General features: G+C 56.0%; 18 protein-coding genes. 14 read left to right on the top strand and 4 right to left on the bottom strand.

The genetic code is table 11. The annotated features are described in order from the left end of the window. The first annotated feature begins 188 nt into the window (after nucleotides 1–188). The 6 genes from B3M52_RS12220 to B3M52_RS12195 all read left to right on the top strand — a co-directional run bounded on the left by B3M52_RS12220 (nucleotide 189) and on the right by B3M52_RS12195 (nucleotide 4533). A complete protein-coding gene (locus B3M52_RS12220; protein ID WP_075195926.1) occupies nucleotides 189–1220 on the top strand; it encodes a branched-chain amino acid aminotransferase in 1032 nt (343 codons plus the stop codon). A 22-nt stretch (nucleotides 1221–1242) separates the two neighbouring features. Then, nucleotides 1243–1818, top strand: a complete 576-nt coding sequence (locus tag B3M52_RS12215) for an O-methyltransferase (protein WP_075195925.1) — start codon at nucleotides 1243–1245, stop codon at nucleotides 1816–1818. A 120-nt stretch (nucleotides 1819–1938) separates the two neighbouring features. Then, nucleotides 1939–2346: a VOC family protein gene (locus B3M52_RS12210; RefSeq protein ID WP_041335301.1), complete on the top strand. Its 408-nt coding sequence runs from the start codon at nucleotides 1939–1941 to the stop codon at nucleotides 2344–2346. Between the two features lie 94 nt (nucleotides 2347–2440). Next, nucleotides 2441–3130, top strand: a complete 690-nt coding sequence (locus tag B3M52_RS12205; protein WP_075195924.1) for a DUF899 domain-containing protein — start codon at nucleotides 2441–2443, stop codon at nucleotides 3128–3130. A 24-nt stretch (nucleotides 3131–3154) separates the two neighbouring features. Further along, nucleotides 3155–4078: a M14 family metallopeptidase gene (locus tag B3M52_RS12200; protein ID WP_075195923.1), complete on the top strand. Its 924-nt coding sequence runs from the start codon at nucleotides 3155–3157 to the stop codon at nucleotides 4076–4078. 200 nt (nucleotides 4079–4278) lie between these two features. Then, nucleotides 4279–4533, top strand: a complete 255-nt coding sequence (locus B3M52_RS12195) for a hypothetical protein (RefSeq protein WP_075195922.1) — start codon at nucleotides 4279–4281, stop codon at nucleotides 4531–4533. Between the two features lie 132 nt (nucleotides 4534–4665). Here the strand turns inward: B3M52_RS12195 and B3M52_RS12190 are convergent, their stop codons facing one another. Next, entirely contained in the window at nucleotides 4666–5973 is a 1308-nt protein-coding gene (locus B3M52_RS12190; protein WP_075196020.1) for a short-chain fatty acid transporter, read from the bottom strand. A 231-nt stretch (nucleotides 5974–6204) separates the two neighbouring features. On the opposite strand from B3M52_RS12190, the gene B3M52_RS12185 reads away from it, so the two are divergent. The 4 genes from B3M52_RS12185 to B3M52_RS12170 are packed head-to-tail and all read left to right on the top strand — an operon-like array spanning nucleotide 6205 to nucleotide 9898. Beyond that, nucleotides 6205–7215: a DctP family TRAP transporter solute-binding subunit gene (locus B3M52_RS12185; RefSeq protein ID WP_075195921.1), complete on the top strand. Its 1011-nt coding sequence runs from the start codon at nucleotides 6205–6207 to the stop codon at nucleotides 7213–7215. A 60-nt stretch (nucleotides 7216–7275) separates the two neighbouring features. Further along, nucleotides 7276–7770, top strand: coding sequence for a TRAP transporter small permease (locus tag B3M52_RS12180; protein ID WP_075195920.1), 495 nt, complete (start codon nucleotides 7276–7278; stop codon nucleotides 7768–7770). Further along, nucleotides 7760–9064 (top strand): TRAP transporter large permease, encoded by a 1305-nt coding sequence (locus tag B3M52_RS12175; protein WP_075195919.1) that lies wholly within the window; start codon nucleotides 7760–7762, stop codon nucleotides 9062–9064. Before B3M52_RS12180 ends, B3M52_RS12175 begins: the two co-directional genes overlap by 11 nt. 42 nt (nucleotides 9065–9106) lie before the next feature. Beyond that, nucleotides 9107–9898, top strand: coding sequence for a DUF4239 domain-containing protein (locus B3M52_RS12170; RefSeq protein WP_041335313.1), 792 nt, complete (start codon nucleotides 9107–9109; stop codon nucleotides 9896–9898). A gap of 1 nt (nucleotide 9899) precedes the next feature. Here the strand turns inward: B3M52_RS12170 and B3M52_RS12165 are convergent, their stop codons facing one another. Genes B3M52_RS12165 through gstA form a run of 3 tightly spaced genes read right to left on the bottom strand, consistent with a single transcriptional unit; the run spans nucleotide 9900 to nucleotide 11136 of the window. Beyond that, nucleotides 9900–10145: a tautomerase family protein gene (locus B3M52_RS12165; protein WP_075195918.1), complete on the bottom strand. Its 246-nt coding sequence runs from the start codon at nucleotides 10143–10145 to the stop codon at nucleotides 9900–9902. A 2-nt stretch (nucleotides 10146–10147) separates the two neighbouring features. Continuing rightward, nucleotides 10148–10537 carry a nuclear transport factor 2 family protein gene (locus tag B3M52_RS12160; protein WP_075195917.1) on the bottom strand — a complete coding sequence of 130 codons (390 nt, stop codon included), beginning with the start codon at nucleotides 10535–10537 and terminating at the stop codon, nucleotides 10148–10150. Continuing rightward, a complete protein-coding gene (gene gstA, locus B3M52_RS12155; RefSeq protein WP_075195916.1) occupies nucleotides 10534–11136 on the bottom strand; it encodes a glutathione transferase GstA in 603 nt (200 codons plus the stop codon). The genes B3M52_RS12160 and gstA overlap by 4 nt, the downstream gene beginning before the upstream one ends. A 142-nt stretch (nucleotides 11137–11278) precedes the next feature. Here gstA and B3M52_RS12150 point away from each other — a divergent pair, with 142 nt between their 5' ends. The 4 genes from B3M52_RS12150 (at nucleotide 11279) to B3M52_RS12135 (ending at nucleotide 15554) form a co-directional block, all read left to right on the top strand. Further along, complete coding sequence (locus B3M52_RS12150) at nucleotides 11279–12154, top strand: LysR family transcriptional regulator (RefSeq protein WP_075195915.1); 876 nt, start codon at nucleotides 11279–11281, stop codon at nucleotides 12152–12154. Nucleotides 12155–12171: 17 nt separating this feature from the next. Then, a complete protein-coding gene (locus B3M52_RS12145; protein WP_075195914.1) occupies nucleotides 12172–13212 on the top strand; it encodes an NAD(P)H-dependent flavin oxidoreductase in 1041 nt (346 codons plus the stop codon). 293 nt (nucleotides 13213–13505) lie between these two features. Continuing rightward, nucleotides 13506–14375: a glycine betaine ABC transporter substrate-binding protein OsmF gene (osmF, locus tag B3M52_RS12140; RefSeq protein WP_075196019.1), complete on the top strand. Its 870-nt coding sequence runs from the start codon at nucleotides 13506–13508 to the stop codon at nucleotides 14373–14375. Between the two features lie 3 nt (nucleotides 14376–14378). Then, nucleotides 14379–15554, top strand: a complete 1176-nt coding sequence (locus B3M52_RS12135) for an ABC transporter permease (protein ID WP_075195913.1) — start codon at nucleotides 14379–14381, stop codon at nucleotides 15552–15554. Nucleotides 15555–15568 lie beyond the last annotated feature (14 nt).

The following is a 15568-nucleotide window of genomic DNA, read 5'->3' as shown; positions in this document are numbered from 1 at the left end:
GCGAATAGGCCACAGCAGTGGTGGCCTGCACCGGTTCATGGGTTTGGTTCAAAAGGGAGCCAAAATTCAAACTGAATGTTAGGTATGGAACAGTCGATTCAGTCCAGGTTCTGACGGGATCAAACAAGCAGACAAGGAGGTGTACAGATGAAGCAAATGGGTCGCTGTCTCTGCGGAGGCATTCAATCGTGAAAGAAACCCCGTCAGCAAAGCTTGTATCGTCAGCTAATCATACCGCCTCGCCATTTGGCACTCAGTTTTGCGATCATATGACACTCGTCCGTTTTGCCGATGGGCGTTGGTCTGAGGTGGAGACACTGCCGGTAGGACCTTTGCCGCTACACCCAGCATCTCATGTGTTGCATTATGGCAGTTCGTGTTTCGAGGGCATGAAAGCTTTTCGGATGCAGAATGGCGGCGTTCGTATTTTTCGCCTCGACCGCCATGTTGAACGCTTCCAGCGCAGCGCCGAGTTGCTTTGCTTGCCTCTGCCGCCCGCCGACATTGTCGAAGCAATGATCCGCCAACTCGTTGATTTATGTTTTGACGATATACCGGAAGCACCTGGTGCGCTCTACCTACGGCCGGCGCTGATTGGCACGGAGGAGAACATCGGTTCGGCGGGTGCGCCCTCTGCACAGGCCATGCTCTATGTGTTGGCGTCGCCCGTCGGAGATTATTTCTCGAGAGGTGGTCATGGTTTGACTATCCTGATCGAAGATCAGGAGTTGCGGAGTACTCCCGGCTTCGGTCAGGCGAAAGCCGGAGGTAATTATGCCTCAGCGCTTCGCCATGTCGTTAAAGCCAGGAAAGAACATGGAGCAGATCAGGTGTTGTTCTGCCCGAACGGCGATGTGCAGGAAACAGGGGCGTCGAACTTCTTCCTGATCAATGATTCTCAGCTGCTCACGAAGCCTTTGGATGCGTCGTTTCTGCATGGCGTCACCCGGGATTCGGTAATAACCCTTGCTCGAGACTTGAACTATGACGTCATCGAACGAGATTTTACCGTTGCTGAGGTCATGGATTGGATTCAGACCGGAGAAGCCGCGTTATCCGGAACAGCGGCTGTTCTTTCTGGTGTGGGGTCGTTTGTGCACAAAGGCGCTACATACAAGGTAGGCGATGGTAGCACCGGCCCTAACACTCGAAAACTGAGCGACGCACTGCGGGCACTGCAATCTGGTAGAACTGAAGATAGATTCGGCTGGCTGAGCTGAATGTTGCTTCTGGAGTAGCGACGTGAAACTCAAGGAACTTTTAGAAGAACTCGAGACGCTAGGGAAAGAGAACGATGCGTCGGTAGAGCAGAAAGATCGCAAGTATCTCAACATCACCAGGGATACCGGGGAGTTCTTGTCGGTACTGATAAAAGCTGGCGCAGTGAGACAGGTTCTGGAGATCGGAACGTCTAACGGTTATTCCACTTTGTGGATAGCGTCCGCGCTACCAGAGGATGGACATGTGACCACTCTGGAAGTGTCTCCGTTCAAGATTAGTCAGGCCAAAAGCAACTTCAAACGTGCCAATCTCGATCATAAGATCACTGTGGTACAAATGGGCGCCGTCGATTATCTCGGGCAAGCTAGCCGTTTGTTTGATCTGGTTTTTCTTGACGCCGACCGCGCGAGCTACGTTCAAGTTGCTGGCCAAATCGTTTCCCTCATTCGGCCCGGGGGCATTCTGGTGTGTGACAATGCGGTTTCGCACGCTGAGGAACTGAGGGAATTCATTGATTTTGTCGACAGCACTGGCGGGTTTACCACCACTACTGTGCCGGTAGGCAAAGGTGAGTTCGTGGCGTGTAAAAAAACATAATCAAGACTGGTGGTGGGAACGCTTGGAAGCGGTTTCTCTACAACCTCGTTAAGCACCAGGGGCGGATGCGCGCGTGTGTGGCCCGCAGCGGAATGTTATCTGATTGGAATGGAGGCACAGATGAGATCTATTGCAACATCACTCATGTTTGTTGGAGAGCAGGCTGGGAAAGCCGAGGAGGCCATCAGGTTTTATACCTCGCTATTCGTTGGTTCAGAGATCGTCGATATTCAACGTTACCAGGCCGGCGAGCATGAACCAGAAGGTTCTGTGAAAATGGCGAAGTTTAAGATAAACGGTCGAGAGTTTATGGCGCTCGACAGCCACCTTGATCACCAATTTACGTTTACGCCCTCCATGTCGCTGTATGTTGAGTGCGAATCGGCGAGCGAAATTGAGGAAGTATTTAAAGCCCTGGCAGAAGGTGGCTCAGAGCTAATGCCGCTGGATAATTATGGTTTTAGCCAGAAATTCGGGTGGTTGAATGATAGGTATGGTGTGTCTTGGCAGCTAAACCTGTCGAACTAGTGTGGCGACAACTCCAGCCCAAAACCGTGCGCAGTGTTACGTAGTTTCCGCGGTTGCCGGAGGCCCTACATTGAACGCATAGGAGACTCAGACAATGGCGACAGATAAACAGCCACTACCGGAGGTCGTTTCTTCGGAACAGTGGAAAGCGGCGCTGGATCAGCTTCTTGTAAAAGAGAAAGAGTTAACCCGGGCACGGGATGCACTGAACGCAGAGCGTAGGAAGTTACCGATGGTCAAGGTGGCCAAGCACTATACGCTCCAGGGGGAAAATGGCGCAGTGTCCCTGCTCGATTTGTTCGAAGGGCGCCGTCAGCTCATTGTTTATCACTTCATGTTTGCCCCGGATTGGAACGCTGGCTGCGACGGTTGCTCCTGGTTGGTAGATGCCATGACACACCCGGCCCACCTGCATGCTCGCGATACGTCGTTGGTTATGGTGTCACGCGCACCAAGGGAAAAACTCATGCAGTACAGGTCGCGGATGGGATGGACGGCGCCTGTTCCATGGTATTCGTCTTACGAGAGCGACTTTAACGTCGATTTCGGCGCAACCACGGATAACGGTGAACGACACGGTGCCAGTGTTTTTATTCGCGACGGAGATGATATCTACCGCACCTACTATACGGGTGCGCGTGGCGTCGAATATCTCGGCACTCTCTGGACATACCTGGATTTGACCCCCTTTGGTCGCCAGGAAACTTGGGAAGACTCACCGGAAGGCTGGCCTCAGACGGAGCCCTACGTATGGAATCGCCGCCACGATGAGTACGACGTCTGACAACTCATATGGAGGAAAGATGATATGAACACGGCTCCCGCACCCTATCCCATCGGTAAGCCTGGCACTCCCTGGGGTGAGGTGGAACGTGCTGAGTGGTTGTCACAGCAGACCCGTCAACGGAGCTATGAGTCTGATGTGTTGAGCGTGATCGAGCGTCTGCGCCCACGTTTTGATGTGGAAGAGTATGGCCGTCTGGATTATGGCGCCAACCGTTATCCGCTGATGGCGATTCGCAGCCGCGACTGGCGTGAGGATTTGCCAGTCGTGCTGATAACAGGCGGGGTACACGGCTATGAAACCAGCGGTGTACACGGCGCACTGCAGTTTCTTGATCAGCATGCGGCGGATTACGCGGGCCGTGTCAATCTGTTGGTCGCGCCGTGCGTCAGCCCTTGGGCATACGAGCGCATCCATCGCTGGAACCCGAACGCGGTCGACCCGAACCGTTCGTTCCGAGATGACGGTTTGGCGGATGAGGCGGCGGCGCTTATGCGACTGGTGGCCCCCGTTCGCGATCATGCATTGATGCATATCGATCTGCACGAGACCACTGATACGGATGAAACCGAGTTTCGTCCCGCGCTCGCGGCCCGAGACGGCAAGCCGTTCGAGCCGGGGGAAATTCCTGACGGCTTCTATCTGGTCGATGACAGCGAAAGCCCAGAGCCCGAGTTTCAACAGGCGTTGATTGAGGCGGTGGAGCAGGTCACACACATCGCACCGGCTGATGGTAACGGTGAGATCTTTGGCTCACCGGTCGCCGCTCGAGGCGTCATTCAGTACCCGCTCAAACAGCTGGGCCTGTGCGCCAGTATCACCAGTGCTCCATACAGGACCACCACTGAAGTCTATCCCGACAGCGCACGAGTGACCCCCGAGCAATGCAATGCAGCGCAGGCTACTGCCGTGTGTGCGGCGATCGACTACGTGCTGGTGAACCCGTAGGGAAGGACAGTCATGATTCTGCAACTAACGTGGGTCGTTATGAGCAGCACAAATGTTTGAGGGGCTGCTCAACCCAGGCGGCTTCCAACTGTCTATTCCGTAATTTGTCTCTGGTTGAAAAAGCCCCTTCCCGCCGTAACGTCATGATGAGTGAGGCGAAAGATCCCCCATCACTCAATTGCACCAGTGGGAGGTAAGCAATGGCAAACGCACAAAACTGGAAACGCGAGCGGGAACAGTATCAGGCGGCCTGGGCCAAGTACCAGAACGTGGCTGAGCGGATAGATGCCAAATACGAAAGCCTCGATAGTGGCACCAAGGACCAGGCGCCCGCCGAGGAAGATCTATCGGAGCTACAGGAAGCCTGGAAAGAGCTTGAGAACGCTCGTGAGCGCCTTGGTGAGTATAACAATGAGCTCCATGAGCGGCATATGGCCCAAGGTAAAAGCATGTGATTTTGTTGAGCACGACCGCGCCATTCTGAGGAAGCGCTAGAGGCGTGTCCTGAACGCGTGTCTAGATAGCTTTTATCCGTGTCAAAGGCCGGAGAGTAGCGCTACTCTCCGGCCTTTATATTTGGATGGCAGTTAAAGCCAGGTCAGGCCCGCGCTGATAATGATGCCGGTGACGATCAGCAGCATCAGGCAGTAGCCCATGATGTCCTTGGCTTTCAGCCCAGCGATGGCAAGCACAGGCAGAGCCCAGAAAGGTTGTAAGAGATTGGTCCAGGCGTCGCCCCACGCAACCCCCATGGCCACTCTGGATATGTCAGCGCCAAGCTCCTGTGCAGCAGGCAGCATAACCGGCGCCTGAACGGCCCACTGGCCGCCGCCGGATGGCACGAATATGTTGACCACCCCGGCGCTGATAAAGCTCCAGAATGGCAAGCTCTCGGCGCTCGCAATGGACACAAACCCTGTTGAGATGCTTGCTGCCAGTCCGGAAGCTGTCATTACGCTCATGATGCCGGCGTAGAACGGAAACTGGATAACGATGCCGGCGCCGCCTTTCACGGCTTCATTCAGGCTGGCAAGCAGGCGCTTTGGGGTCTGGTGCAGGATGATGGCAACGAACAGGAACATGAAGTTCACGATGTTCAGGTTCAGCCCGCCACCCTCGATAAAGTATTGGAAGATGAATGCGATACCACTGAATCCGATCAACCAGGCAAGTATTCTGCTGTTCTCCAGGTAGTCGGCCGGGCGATTGATAACAACCGAGGTGTCGGGCTCATCGTCCAGGATTTTAGGGTCCGCGTACACGCTGTCTCTTTCGTCTGGCAGCATGAGTCGGTTAACCAGGGGCACAATAATAAAAAGTGCGGCGACGATGGCCAGGTTGAAGAAGGCGAAGATGGTTTCACTGGTGCCGATAACGCCGATCACATCTGCAGTGAAGTGGTTCTCTGTGGCAATCGTCAGTGGGATGGAGCCTGCAAGCCCGCCGTGCCAGACAATGAACCCGGAATAGGCACTGGCGATCAGCAACGGATAGTGTACGCGGATTTGCCGGGCGAGGGCTTTGGCAAACAGCGCGCCGACCACCAGGCCAAAGCCCCAGTTGATCCAACTGGCGATCAGCGCGATGAAGGTAACCAGTACAATTGCCTGGCCCGGTGTTCTGGCAAGGCCTGCAATCCGGTTCAGGATGCCACGCACCAGTGGGGTGCTCGCCATCATGAAGCCGGTGACCAGTACCAGCAGCATTTGCATTGAGAAGGTCAGCAGGTTCCAGAAACCGTCCCCCCACATCTCTACTACCGCCATGGGGCTATGCCCCTGGAACACCATAGCGGCAACGAATGACAGCAGTGTCAGTATGATGACGAATAGGTAGGGGTCCGGTAGGTATTTGTCTACCAGACTGACCATAGGTTTGGCTGCTCTGTCTAACACATTGTCCCCCAATATTTTTTTCAGCTTGTTTTGTTGCTGGCAAGCTAAACTAAAAGCCTGGGGTAGCACCAACTATCCTTTCGCCGTATTGCATTACTCATTCATTGGGGGAGGGGGTACTCCCACCATCGTCTATTGCTCCCAGATAGCCCGATTTCTATAATCAATCGTTGGTCCGCTGCCTGATAGCGGCACAGCGATCTTCACAATCCCAATAAAAAGGAAAACCACATGTTGAAACGTCGCTCTCTTCTTGCTGCCGCGGCGGCTACCCTGCTGTTCAGTGCCGTTGCTCAAGCCGATTACAAGGATGAATACACCGTTTCCACCGTACTGCCGTCTGCGTTTCCCTGGGGCCAGGCTGCCGACAAATGGGTGGAGCTGGTGAAAGAGCGCTCCGATGGGCGTATCAACATGAAAATCTACAGCAACTCCCAACTGGTTTCCGGTGACCAGACCAAAGAGTTCTCGGCGATGCGCTCCGGGCTGATCGATATGTCGGTGGGGTCCACCATCAACTGGTCGCCTCAGGTGCCTGAGCTGAACCTGTTTTCCCTGCCTTTCCTGATGCCGGATTATGCCGCCATCGATGCGATCACCCAAGGCGAGGCTGGCGAAGCTGTCTTTGCCGCGATCAAGAAGCGTGGTGTTACACCGCTGGCCTGGGGCGAGAATGGCTTCCGCGAGCTCTCCAACTCCAAGCTGACCATCGATGAGCCGGCCGACCTGGATGGCCTGAAAATACGCGTAGTCGGTTCGCCGCTGTTCCAGGATACCTTTACGGCCCTGGGCGCTAACCCCACCCAGATGAGCTGGGCCGATGCCAAGCCGGCGCTGACCACCGGTGCCGTCGACGGCCAGGAGAACCCGCTATCGGTCTTTGACGTGGCGCGTATCGATCAGGTTGGCCAGAAGTACCTGACCCGCTGGCACTACATGGCGGACCCGCTGGTGTTTGCAGTCAGCAACAGCATCTGGGACCAATTCAGCGAGGAAGATCAGGCGCTGCTGAAGCAGGCGGCGATTGATGCCGGCCAGTGGGAAATCGAGAAATCCCGTAGCGAAATCGACGCGACCCTGGCCGCCATCAAGGAACGTGGCGTAGAGGTCACCGAACTGACTGATGAGCAGCGTGATGCCTTCATGAAGGCCACCCAGTCGGTTTATGAAACTTGGACTCCGCGCATTGGCGAGGATCTGGTCAAGCAAGCGCAGGAAGCGGTCGCCAACCGTAACCAGTAAGCGCGATCTGTTCAGGCGCCCACCGTTGCCGGTGGGCGCTCTTTCCGAACCGGAGTTACCATGCCGTCCCGTCCTCCCAAATTCCGGCTCGATGCCTGGCTGGCCACCATTGCCCTGGTTGCGATCTGCTTGATCAGCCTCGGCAATGTGATCGTGCGCTACGCGACAGATGCCTCCTTTGCCTTTACCGAGGAATTCTCGGTGTTCCTTTTGGTGGTGCTTACCTTCGCAGGCGCTGCGGTGGCTGCGCGACACAACCAGCACATTCGCATTGAGTTGATCGAGCACTATCTGCCGCCCTGGGCACGAAAGGTGGTGTTTGTCCTGCAATGGCTGGGCGGGGTGACAGTCCTGGGGATCATGACGTGGTATGGCAGTACCTTCGCCATGCAGGAATACCAGTGGGAGTCATTGTCACCAGGCCTGGGATTACCTAACTGGATTTACGTGATCTGGCTGCCGCTACTATCTGCAGCCATCATTATCCGCCTGACCCAGAACCTTGTTGATCGCCTTCGCGGCCGGGAAGCCCCAGAGGTGATCCATGAGTCCTGATCTGCTGATGATTGGCAGTTTCCTGCTGGCGTTGCTGTTGGGCATGCCGGTCGCAATTGCCCTGGGCCTGGGCGGGCTGGTGGGTATCGTCGCGGGACTGCCGCCCGCGATGCTGGGCACGTTTGGTACCAACACGTATAACAGCGTGGCCAAATACCCGCTGATTGCGATTCCCCTGTTTATCCTGACCGGCCTGATCTTCGAGCGTGCGGGCGTTGCCGCCGCGCTGGTGCGGTTTGCCCAGTCGATCATCGGCCCCCGCCATGGTGGGCTGACCGTTGTCGCGGTGCTGGTGTGCCTGATCATGGGTGGCATGAGCGGTTCTGGTCCAGCTGATGCGGCCGCTGTTGCCATGGTGATGCTGCCAAGCATGCAGAAGGCCGGTTATCCGAAGCCGTTTTCGGCGTCATTGATTGCGGCTTCGTCGTCCACAGCAATCCTGATTCCGCCGTCCATTGCATTGATTCTTTATTCCATCGTGGTGCCTGGTGTTGATCTGCGGGCGCTGTTCGCCGCTGGTATTTTTCCGGGCATTCTGGCGGGCGCGTCCTTGCTGGCGCCAGCGTTGTATTTTGCGAAGAAGTACCGTTGGGAAGACCCCGAAGCGGTCGAACGCCCGCCTTTCTGGCCCAGCCTCAAGGCGGCCTTGCCCGCGCTGTTTGCACCGGTGATCATCCTTGGGGGCCTGCGCTCAGGCCTGTTTACGCCCACTGAGGCGGCCGTGGTGGCGGTGGCATACGGCGTGCTGGTCGGTTGCGTGTTGTATCGCAATCTCAGCCTGCGGAACCTCTGGGGCCTGATGACAGACGCCGCCGTTACCTCCGGCGTGGTGATGTTTATCATTGCGCTGGCGGGCATCTTCGCCTGGGCGGGGACGACGCTGGGTACTTTCCAGCACCTTGCGGATGCCTTGTTGTCGCTCTCGGAAAACGGCTGGGTGCTGTTGGGTCTGGTGATGGTCCTGGTGCTGATTGCCGGGATGCTGCTGGATGCCATCTCGATCTACCTGATCCTGATTCCGATTGTTCTGCCGCTGATGAATCACTTTGGCTGGAACCCGATCTGGTTTGGCATATTGCTGGCCATGAACATCGCCATTGGCCAGTTCACACCACCGGTCGCCGTGAACCTGATGGTCACCACCCGCATCGCCAACATCCGCCTGGAACACACCATCGGTTGGGCCATGGTGTTTGTGGCTGCGATGGCTGTCAGCCTGGTGCTGGTGATGTTGGTGCCGGGGATTGCGTTGTGGTTACCGGAAAAGCTTGGTTATGTCGTGGGTCCATGGTAAATAGAGCACCGCTACGCTTCGCGGCCTCCCCAAGGATTACCTATGAACCAACTTGATCTGCTTTACGGATTCAGCAGTGTCGTTATCGTTGTAATTCTCTTCATGGCGATAGTTGCGCTTAATGAAGTGGGATTTAGAGTAGGGCGCTTCGTACAGTCCCATACGGACGATGAAGTTAAAGCGCTTACGAGTTCCATTCAGGCCAGCGTACTGGGTTTATTGGCATTGTTGCTCGGGTTTACATTCAGCATGTCCATGCAACGATATGATAATCGAAGTATGGCCTTAATAGATGAAGCGAATGCCATAGGAACCGCAATACTGAGGGTTCAATTGCTGCCAGAGGAATACAGAGACGAAGCTGGCAATCTATTCCGGCAATATGTTGGTTTGCGTGTAGAAATTGGCCAGTTGGACCTTACCAAAACGGAAGAGCGTACTTCCTACAATGATAAAATCGCCGACTTGCAGAATCGGTTATGGGCATTGGCAATATCAGCTACCGAGGTGGACCCCCGCCCGGTAACAACTGGCGCATTTGTAAAATCACTCAATGACGTTATTGATAGCCAAGGTAAAAGAAATGCATTGCTTCAAATGCAAGTTCCAGAAGTTGTACTGGTTTTACTGTTTATAGTGTTCGTCTCCTCAGGTGGGATAATGGGGTATTCCGCAGGGTTGAGTGGAAAACGTATGTTCGCGCCGATAGTGTTGGTTTCCATACTGATTACCTTGATCGTCTTTATAATAATTGATCTGGATCGACCAAAACGCGGTCTTATACAGGTGAACCAGAGTGTCATGACTCAACTGCTGAATGATCGCAAGGAGTGATTCATTCCCTTGCCGTTGTCTTGTGCTTAGTCACTTGCGCCCGATATTCTGGCACCGGCAATCCCCCGATTCCCCAGTCCTCAAGCGCCACTTCATCAATCACGACCATGGTTGAGGCCGGTTTCTTGTCCAGAATTCGAACGAGCAAGTCGGTAACGCCCGCGATCAGTTCCGCTTTCTGTTGCGCAGAAGGTCCCTTGCCCTCCGGGCCGCCTTCGCGGGTAATTTTGATATTGACGTACGGCATGGTCAGTCTCCCTGGCTTGTGATTTCATAGTGAAAGATTTTGGCCATGATGGCCCAGCGGCCTTGATCGTAGATCAGGGTCAGGAAATCGGTGTAGTCGCGGCCCATCATGGTCATTTCCACTCGCGCGAACGCGAGAGTCGGGCCTCCCGTTTCGATCGAAATGATGCGCTCGTTGCGGGTTTCTCCGTTGCTTGCTGGCGGCACCCGTTGATCCAGCACCTTCCGGTATTCGTCGAACGACAGTACCCGGTAATCCTCTGGTGTCGCACTCACATACTGGGCGTGCGGATGGAACACGCCAGAGAGCATGGCGCTGTCGGCCTTGTGCAGTCCTTCAAAATAGGTTTCGAGCAGGACCGGGATGGCTTCGTAAGGCTTGGGTGAGTTCATTGTGCGACCAGTCCTTCCGACAACATTGCGGCTTTAACGCTCGGCCGGGCCGCCATGCGATTCCAGAGGGTGTTCAGGAACGGCCAATCCTTGAGATCGATCCCGGGCACGGCGGCCCAACTGCACACTACAAAAAGGTAGGCGTCAGCAACGGTGAAGGTGTCGCCCACCAGATAGGCTCGACCATCGTCGAGCAGAGACTCCAGGTAGTCGAAATGGCGGGGGATGGTCTCCAGTGCCTGGGCACGCTGTTCGTCCGTTGCGCTGGCTTTGAAGAAGGGGCCAAAGGCCTTGTGCAGCTCTGATGCAATGTAGTTCAGGTGCTCCTGCAAACGGGCTCGCTCAAGGGTGCCTACGTCGGGTATCAATGTAGTTGATTCCGCCAGGTATTGAAGGATCGCAGCGCCTTCGGTCAGTACCGCTCTGCCGGTATCCAGCGCCGGCACATAACCTTTGGGGTTGACGGTTTTATAGTCGATACCGGACTCGGTGCGCTGGGTTTGGGTATCAACGGGCTCAAGGGTGAAATCAATACCCAGTTCTCTAAGTACAATGTGTGTCGCCAGTGAGCAGGCGCCGGGCTTGAAATACAGTTTCATGGGTAGATCTCCTTTGTGTGATAAGCACTGGGCTTGGACACAGAGGAGATTACTGTCTGCAATAAGAATAAAATAATATTGAGTTATTATAATAATGATAATCTAATAGAATCATCTTTGGGTGAAGAAACGAGAGGCGTCGATGAAGCTGGAGCAATTGCGTGTGCTGGATGCCATCGTGACGCAAGGCAGCTTTCGCAAAGCGTCTGAGGTGCTCTACAAATCCCAGCCCGCTTTGAGCCAGGCTATCAAAAGCCTGGAAGAGGAAACCGGGCTAACCCTGCTGTCCCGGGAGAGTTACCGCCCGGTGCTTACCCCAGCCGGTAAGGCCTATTACCGCCAGGCACGGGGTGTGCTGGACCAGGTACAGGCTCTGAAGGAGTTGGCCGGCAAGTTGTCGGCCAGCCAGGAAGCTGAGGTGCGGCTGTCGGTATCCGCCACTTGTCCGTTGGGTAATCTCCTGTCAGTGATTGGTGAGCTCAAGGAGGCATACCCAGCCACGGATATCCGGCTGATGTCGGATGCCATGGGTGGCAGTGCAGAACGACTCATGGCGGGCGAGGTTGATTTTATCATCGCCACAATGGATGGTCTTTCCACAGAGGCAGTTCATGCTTCGCCCTACACCGCCGTGAATATCATCCCGGTAGCCCATCCCGGCTATGGTCCGGCAAGCAGTCGCAAGCGGCTGAGCAATGCTGAAATGCGCCCGTACGTCCAGGTTGTGGTGGCGGGTACCGGGCAGGGGCAATATGACCAGAGCCGGGATGTGGTTCCGGAGAGCCTAAGGTGGACGGTGTCGGATTTTGCCGCTAAAAAAGAGATCGTGATGGCCAGGATGGGATGGGGCGGTCTGCCGGAGCATTTGATTGCCCGTGAATTGGAGGCCGGCGAACTGGTAACGCTTGATCTGAAAGGTTACCCGATCCGCCGTTCACAGCTTCACCTGGTGCGTCGTCGGGAAGGCGCTCTGGGGGTGGTTGCCCATGAGCTTTGGGAGCGACTCTCCACCAATTAAGAATCTAGAGGTAAAAAATGACCATCCAGAATGTGCTGGGAATTGATCTGCCCGTCATTCAGGCGCCAATGGCCGGTGTGCAGGGGCATGAACTGGCTGTAGCGGTGTCCAATGCTGGAGGGCTGGGCTCGTTGCCCTGTGCCATGCTTAGCTCTGAAGCACTGCGAAAAGAGTTGGAAGCACTGACAAGCCAGACCAGCAAGCCCTACAACGTCAACTTCTTCTGTCACACGCCCCCAGAGCCAGATGCCAATGCAGAGCATCATTGGCGCGAAGCGCTGTCGCCATATTTCGACGAGTTGGGTATCGATTCCAATGATGTATCCGCGCAAGCGGGAAGGGCCCCTTTCAGCTCTGAGGCAGCGGATGTCTTGGCGGACTTCAAACCGCCGGTGGTGAGTTTCCACTTTGGCTTGCCGGCACCCGAGTTGATGGCTCGTATAAGAGGGTGGGGCGGGAAGATACTGTCGACCGCCACAACCGTGGACGAAGCGCTTTGGCTGGAGGCGCAGGGCGTCGATGCCATTATCGCGCAAGGGCTTGAAGCGGGCGGCCATCGCGGGTTTTTTCTGTCGCGGGACATCAGTACTCAGGTCGGCACCTTCGCCCTGATTCCACAAATGGTAGACGCGGTGAAAATCTCCGTTATCGCCGCTGGCGGCATTGCGGACTTCAAAGGCGTACAGGCTGCAATGGCGCTTGGGGCGGCCGGAGCGCAGATTGGCACCGCGTATTTGTTGTGCCCCGAAGCTCAAACCAGAGCAGTGCATCGCGCCGCCCTGAAATCAGAGACCAGCCGTGTAACTGCGCTGACAAATCTGTTTAGCGGTGGCGCCGCCCGGGGTATTGTGAACCGAATAATGCGTGAATTGGGGCCGATGAGTTCCAAAGCTCCTGCTTTCCCCCTGGCATCATCCGCCATTGCACCATTACGTGCGAAAGCCGAAGCTGAGGGGAGCGGTGACTTTTCGCCTCTGTGGGCGGGACAGAATGTTGGTGGCTGCAAGGAGGTTTCGGCGGCAGCTCTTACGCGGGAACTGGCAGGATTGGGTGGGTAAGTAACTTCAAAACCGAGTGACAGGCTCAGGAGCAAGTTTGCATGGAAGATTGAGACTTCCGCGAATCAGCAAGCCAGAGCCGGTGATGTTTGAGGGCTAGTCGACGCTATGATACAGCGAGAAGCCAAATTAACCTTGTCTTCGTAGTTGCCTGCAATAGACTGATAACTGCAGCCGGAAGCCCGTCTTAGGGTGTTGTGGCGGCTTGATAATCAAAGAAAGGCCAACCAATGAGAGGAATAACCGTGCCCGCTATCTTTCCTTTTTACCGCGCAGCGGCTTTTACCCTTGCTATGATCGCCGGGCCGGCTATGGCTGCTGACCCAGTGGTGGTGTCGTCCAAGATCGATACGGAAGGCGCAGTGTTGGGCCAGATGATCCTGCAAACCCTTGAAGAAGCGAACATTCCGGTTGAGAACCGCCTGCAGCTCGGCGCGACCAGCATCGTTCGCAATGCTATCAAGGCCGGCGAGATAGATCTGTACCCGGAGTACACCGGCAATGCCGCTTTCTTCCATGATCAGGCAGACCGGGACATCTGGAAAGATGCCGCCAAGGCCTACGAGCAGGCTGCCAGCCTTGATAAGAAGGCACATAACATTGTCTGGCTAACACCGGCGAAAGCCAACAATACCTGGGCCATGAGTGTGCGGGGCGATCTGGCACGTGAGAACGGCTTGAACACGCTTGAAGATCTGGCTTCCTATATCAATGGCGGCGGCGCCTTCAAGTTTGCAGCCAGTGCCGAGTTTGTCGAATCTGCCAGCGCGTTGCCGGCGTTCCAGGAAGCGTACGGTTTCAAACTGGGGTCTGATCAGTTGCTGATCCTGTCCGGCGGCAACACTGCTGCGACGCTCCGGGCTGCGGCCCTGACCGACAACGATGTGAATGGCGCCATGACCTACGGCACTGATGGTGGTCTGAACGCACTCGACCTGAAGGTGATGGAAGACACCCTGGGCGTTCAACCGGTCTATCAGCCCGCGCCTATCGTGCGCGCAGAGGTGCTGGAAACGTATCCGAACATCCGCGAAGTTCTTGCGCCGGTCTTTGAGTCACTGGACCTGGAGACTCTTCAGCGCCTGAATGGCCAGGTTGCGGTGAATGGTGTGCCTGCCGAAGCCGTTGCCCGGGACTATCTGGATTCCCTGGCTCAGGACTAAGATTTGGCGATCACCGAGACTTTGCGCCCAAACCGAGTCATTCCGGTGCTTGGGGTGTTGGCCCTGGCACTGGTCTGGTTGCTGGACCTTGGTACTATCCAACCCAACCGTATTGTTCCGGGCACCGGCCATGGCCTACTTTCGGCCGTGGGATGGACAGGGGCAGGGCTGGTTACGGGGATTCTGTTGGCGACCATTGTGCTGTCCACATTGCCGTTACGTCGTCGCTATGAGCTCCTGCTCGGTCTGATTGGGCTTTCACTGGCAACGATGCCGCTGTTGCTGGATATGTTTGCCGCCCTCCATCTGCCCGAGGGTTCGCCCTACGCCCGCTCGTCGGTCGGGGCAGGGTTCTGGTCTCTTCTGTTCCTGCTTTCGCTGATGTTGATTGAGACCCTTGGCCGGCTCGAAGCCCGGCGTTGGCTTCAACTGATACTGCTCGTGTTTATCGGTGGGAGCTGGATTGTCCTGCTGCGTGGCGAGGGCCTGGAAAGTCTGTCGCTGGTGCGGGAGTTCAACGCTCGCCCCGACAAGTTCCAGCAAGCGCTCTGGACGCACCTGGCCCTGGCATTGGGTGCGGTCGCCATCAGTGCGGGCCTGGCGTTCGCCCTGGCGCTTAAAATGATCCGAAGCCCCGCCTGGCAGCGTCCTCTTCTGGGCGCCGTGAGTTTTCTGCAAACCATTCCAAGCCTTGCGGTATTTGGTTTGCTGATTGCGCCACTCAGTGCGCTCTCGTCAGCGCTCCCGTTTCTGCAGGATCTTGGCATCCGGGGGATTGGCTGGGCGCCAGCGCTACTGGCGTTGATCGCTTACAGTTTGCTGCCGATGGTGCGCAACACCTTTGTGGCTCTTACCGAAGTTCCCGAAAGCCTGGCCGATGCGGCGCGGGGTATGGGTATGAATGAACACCAGGTGTTTTATCAGCTCAAGCTGCCGTTGGCGCTGCCGGTGATGATTGAGGGTGTACGCATCACAACCATTCAGGCAATCGGCCTGACGGCGGTAGCCGCCCTCATCGGAGCGGGTGGTTTCGGTGGTTTTATCTTTCAGGGGCTGGGGCAGGCGGCTATGGACCTGGTGTTGCTCGGCGCCTTGCCTACGATTGCGTTGGCGCTGCTTGCCGATGCGTTACTCACGATGCTGGCGGCCAGTCTCAAGCCGACACCGGCAACGGCCTGATAGGGGAAGGAACT

Source organism: Marinobacter sp. UBA2688 (genome assembly GCF_002352785.1).
In the GTDB taxonomy this organism is placed as follows: domain Bacteria; phylum Pseudomonadota; class Gammaproteobacteria; order Pseudomonadales; family Oleiphilaceae; genus Marinobacter; species Marinobacter salarius.
The sequence above is the reverse complement of the archived record's forward strand: the minus strand, read 5'-3'. Positions and strand labels throughout refer to the sequence as shown.

Bases quoted from the DNA above. Each gene is read 5' to 3' on its own strand.
- B3M52_RS12210 (WP_041335301.1), top strand. From the start codon at position 1,939: ATGAGATCTATTGCAACATCACTCATGTTTGTTGGAGAGCAGGCTGGG.
- B3M52_RS12205 (WP_075195924.1), top strand. From the start codon at position 2,441: ATGGCGACAGATAAACAGCCACTACCGGAGGTCGTTTCTTCGGAACAG.
- B3M52_RS12200 (WP_075195923.1), top strand. From the start codon at position 3,155: ATGAACACGGCTCCCGCACCCTATCCCATCGGTAAGCCTGGCACTCCC.
- B3M52_RS12195 (WP_075195922.1), top strand. From the start codon at position 4,279: ATGGCAAACGCACAAAACTGGAAACGCGAGCGGGAACAGTATCAGGCG.
- B3M52_RS12185 (WP_075195921.1), top strand. From the start codon at position 6,205: ATGTTGAAACGTCGCTCTCTTCTTGCTGCCGCGGCGGCTACCCTGCTG.
- B3M52_RS12180 (WP_075195920.1), top strand. From the start codon at position 7,276: ATGCCGTCCCGTCCTCCCAAATTCCGGCTCGATGCCTGGCTGGCCACC.
- B3M52_RS12175 (WP_075195919.1), top strand. From the start codon at position 7,760: ATGAGTCCTGATCTGCTGATGATTGGCAGTTTCCTGCTGGCGTTGCTG.
- B3M52_RS12170 (WP_041335313.1), top strand. From the start codon at position 9,107: ATGAACCAACTTGATCTGCTTTACGGATTCAGCAGTGTCGTTATCGTT.
- B3M52_RS12165 (WP_075195918.1), bottom strand. From the start codon at position 10,145: ATGCCGTACGTCAATATCAAAATTACCCGCGAAGGCGGCCCGGAGGGC.
- B3M52_RS12160 (WP_075195917.1), bottom strand. From the start codon at position 10,537: ATGAACTCACCCAAGCCTTACGAAGCCATCCCGGTCCTGCTCGAAACC.
- gstA (WP_075195916.1), bottom strand. From the start codon at position 11,136: ATGAAACTGTATTTCAAGCCCGGCGCCTGCTCACTGGCGACACACATT.
- B3M52_RS12150 (WP_075195915.1), top strand. From the start codon at position 11,279: ATGAAGCTGGAGCAATTGCGTGTGCTGGATGCCATCGTGACGCAAGGC.
- B3M52_RS12145 (WP_075195914.1), top strand. From the start codon at position 12,172: ATGACCATCCAGAATGTGCTGGGAATTGATCTGCCCGTCATTCAGGCG.
- osmF (WP_075196019.1), top strand. From the start codon at position 13,506: ATGATCGCCGGGCCGGCTATGGCTGCTGACCCAGTGGTGGTGTCGTCC.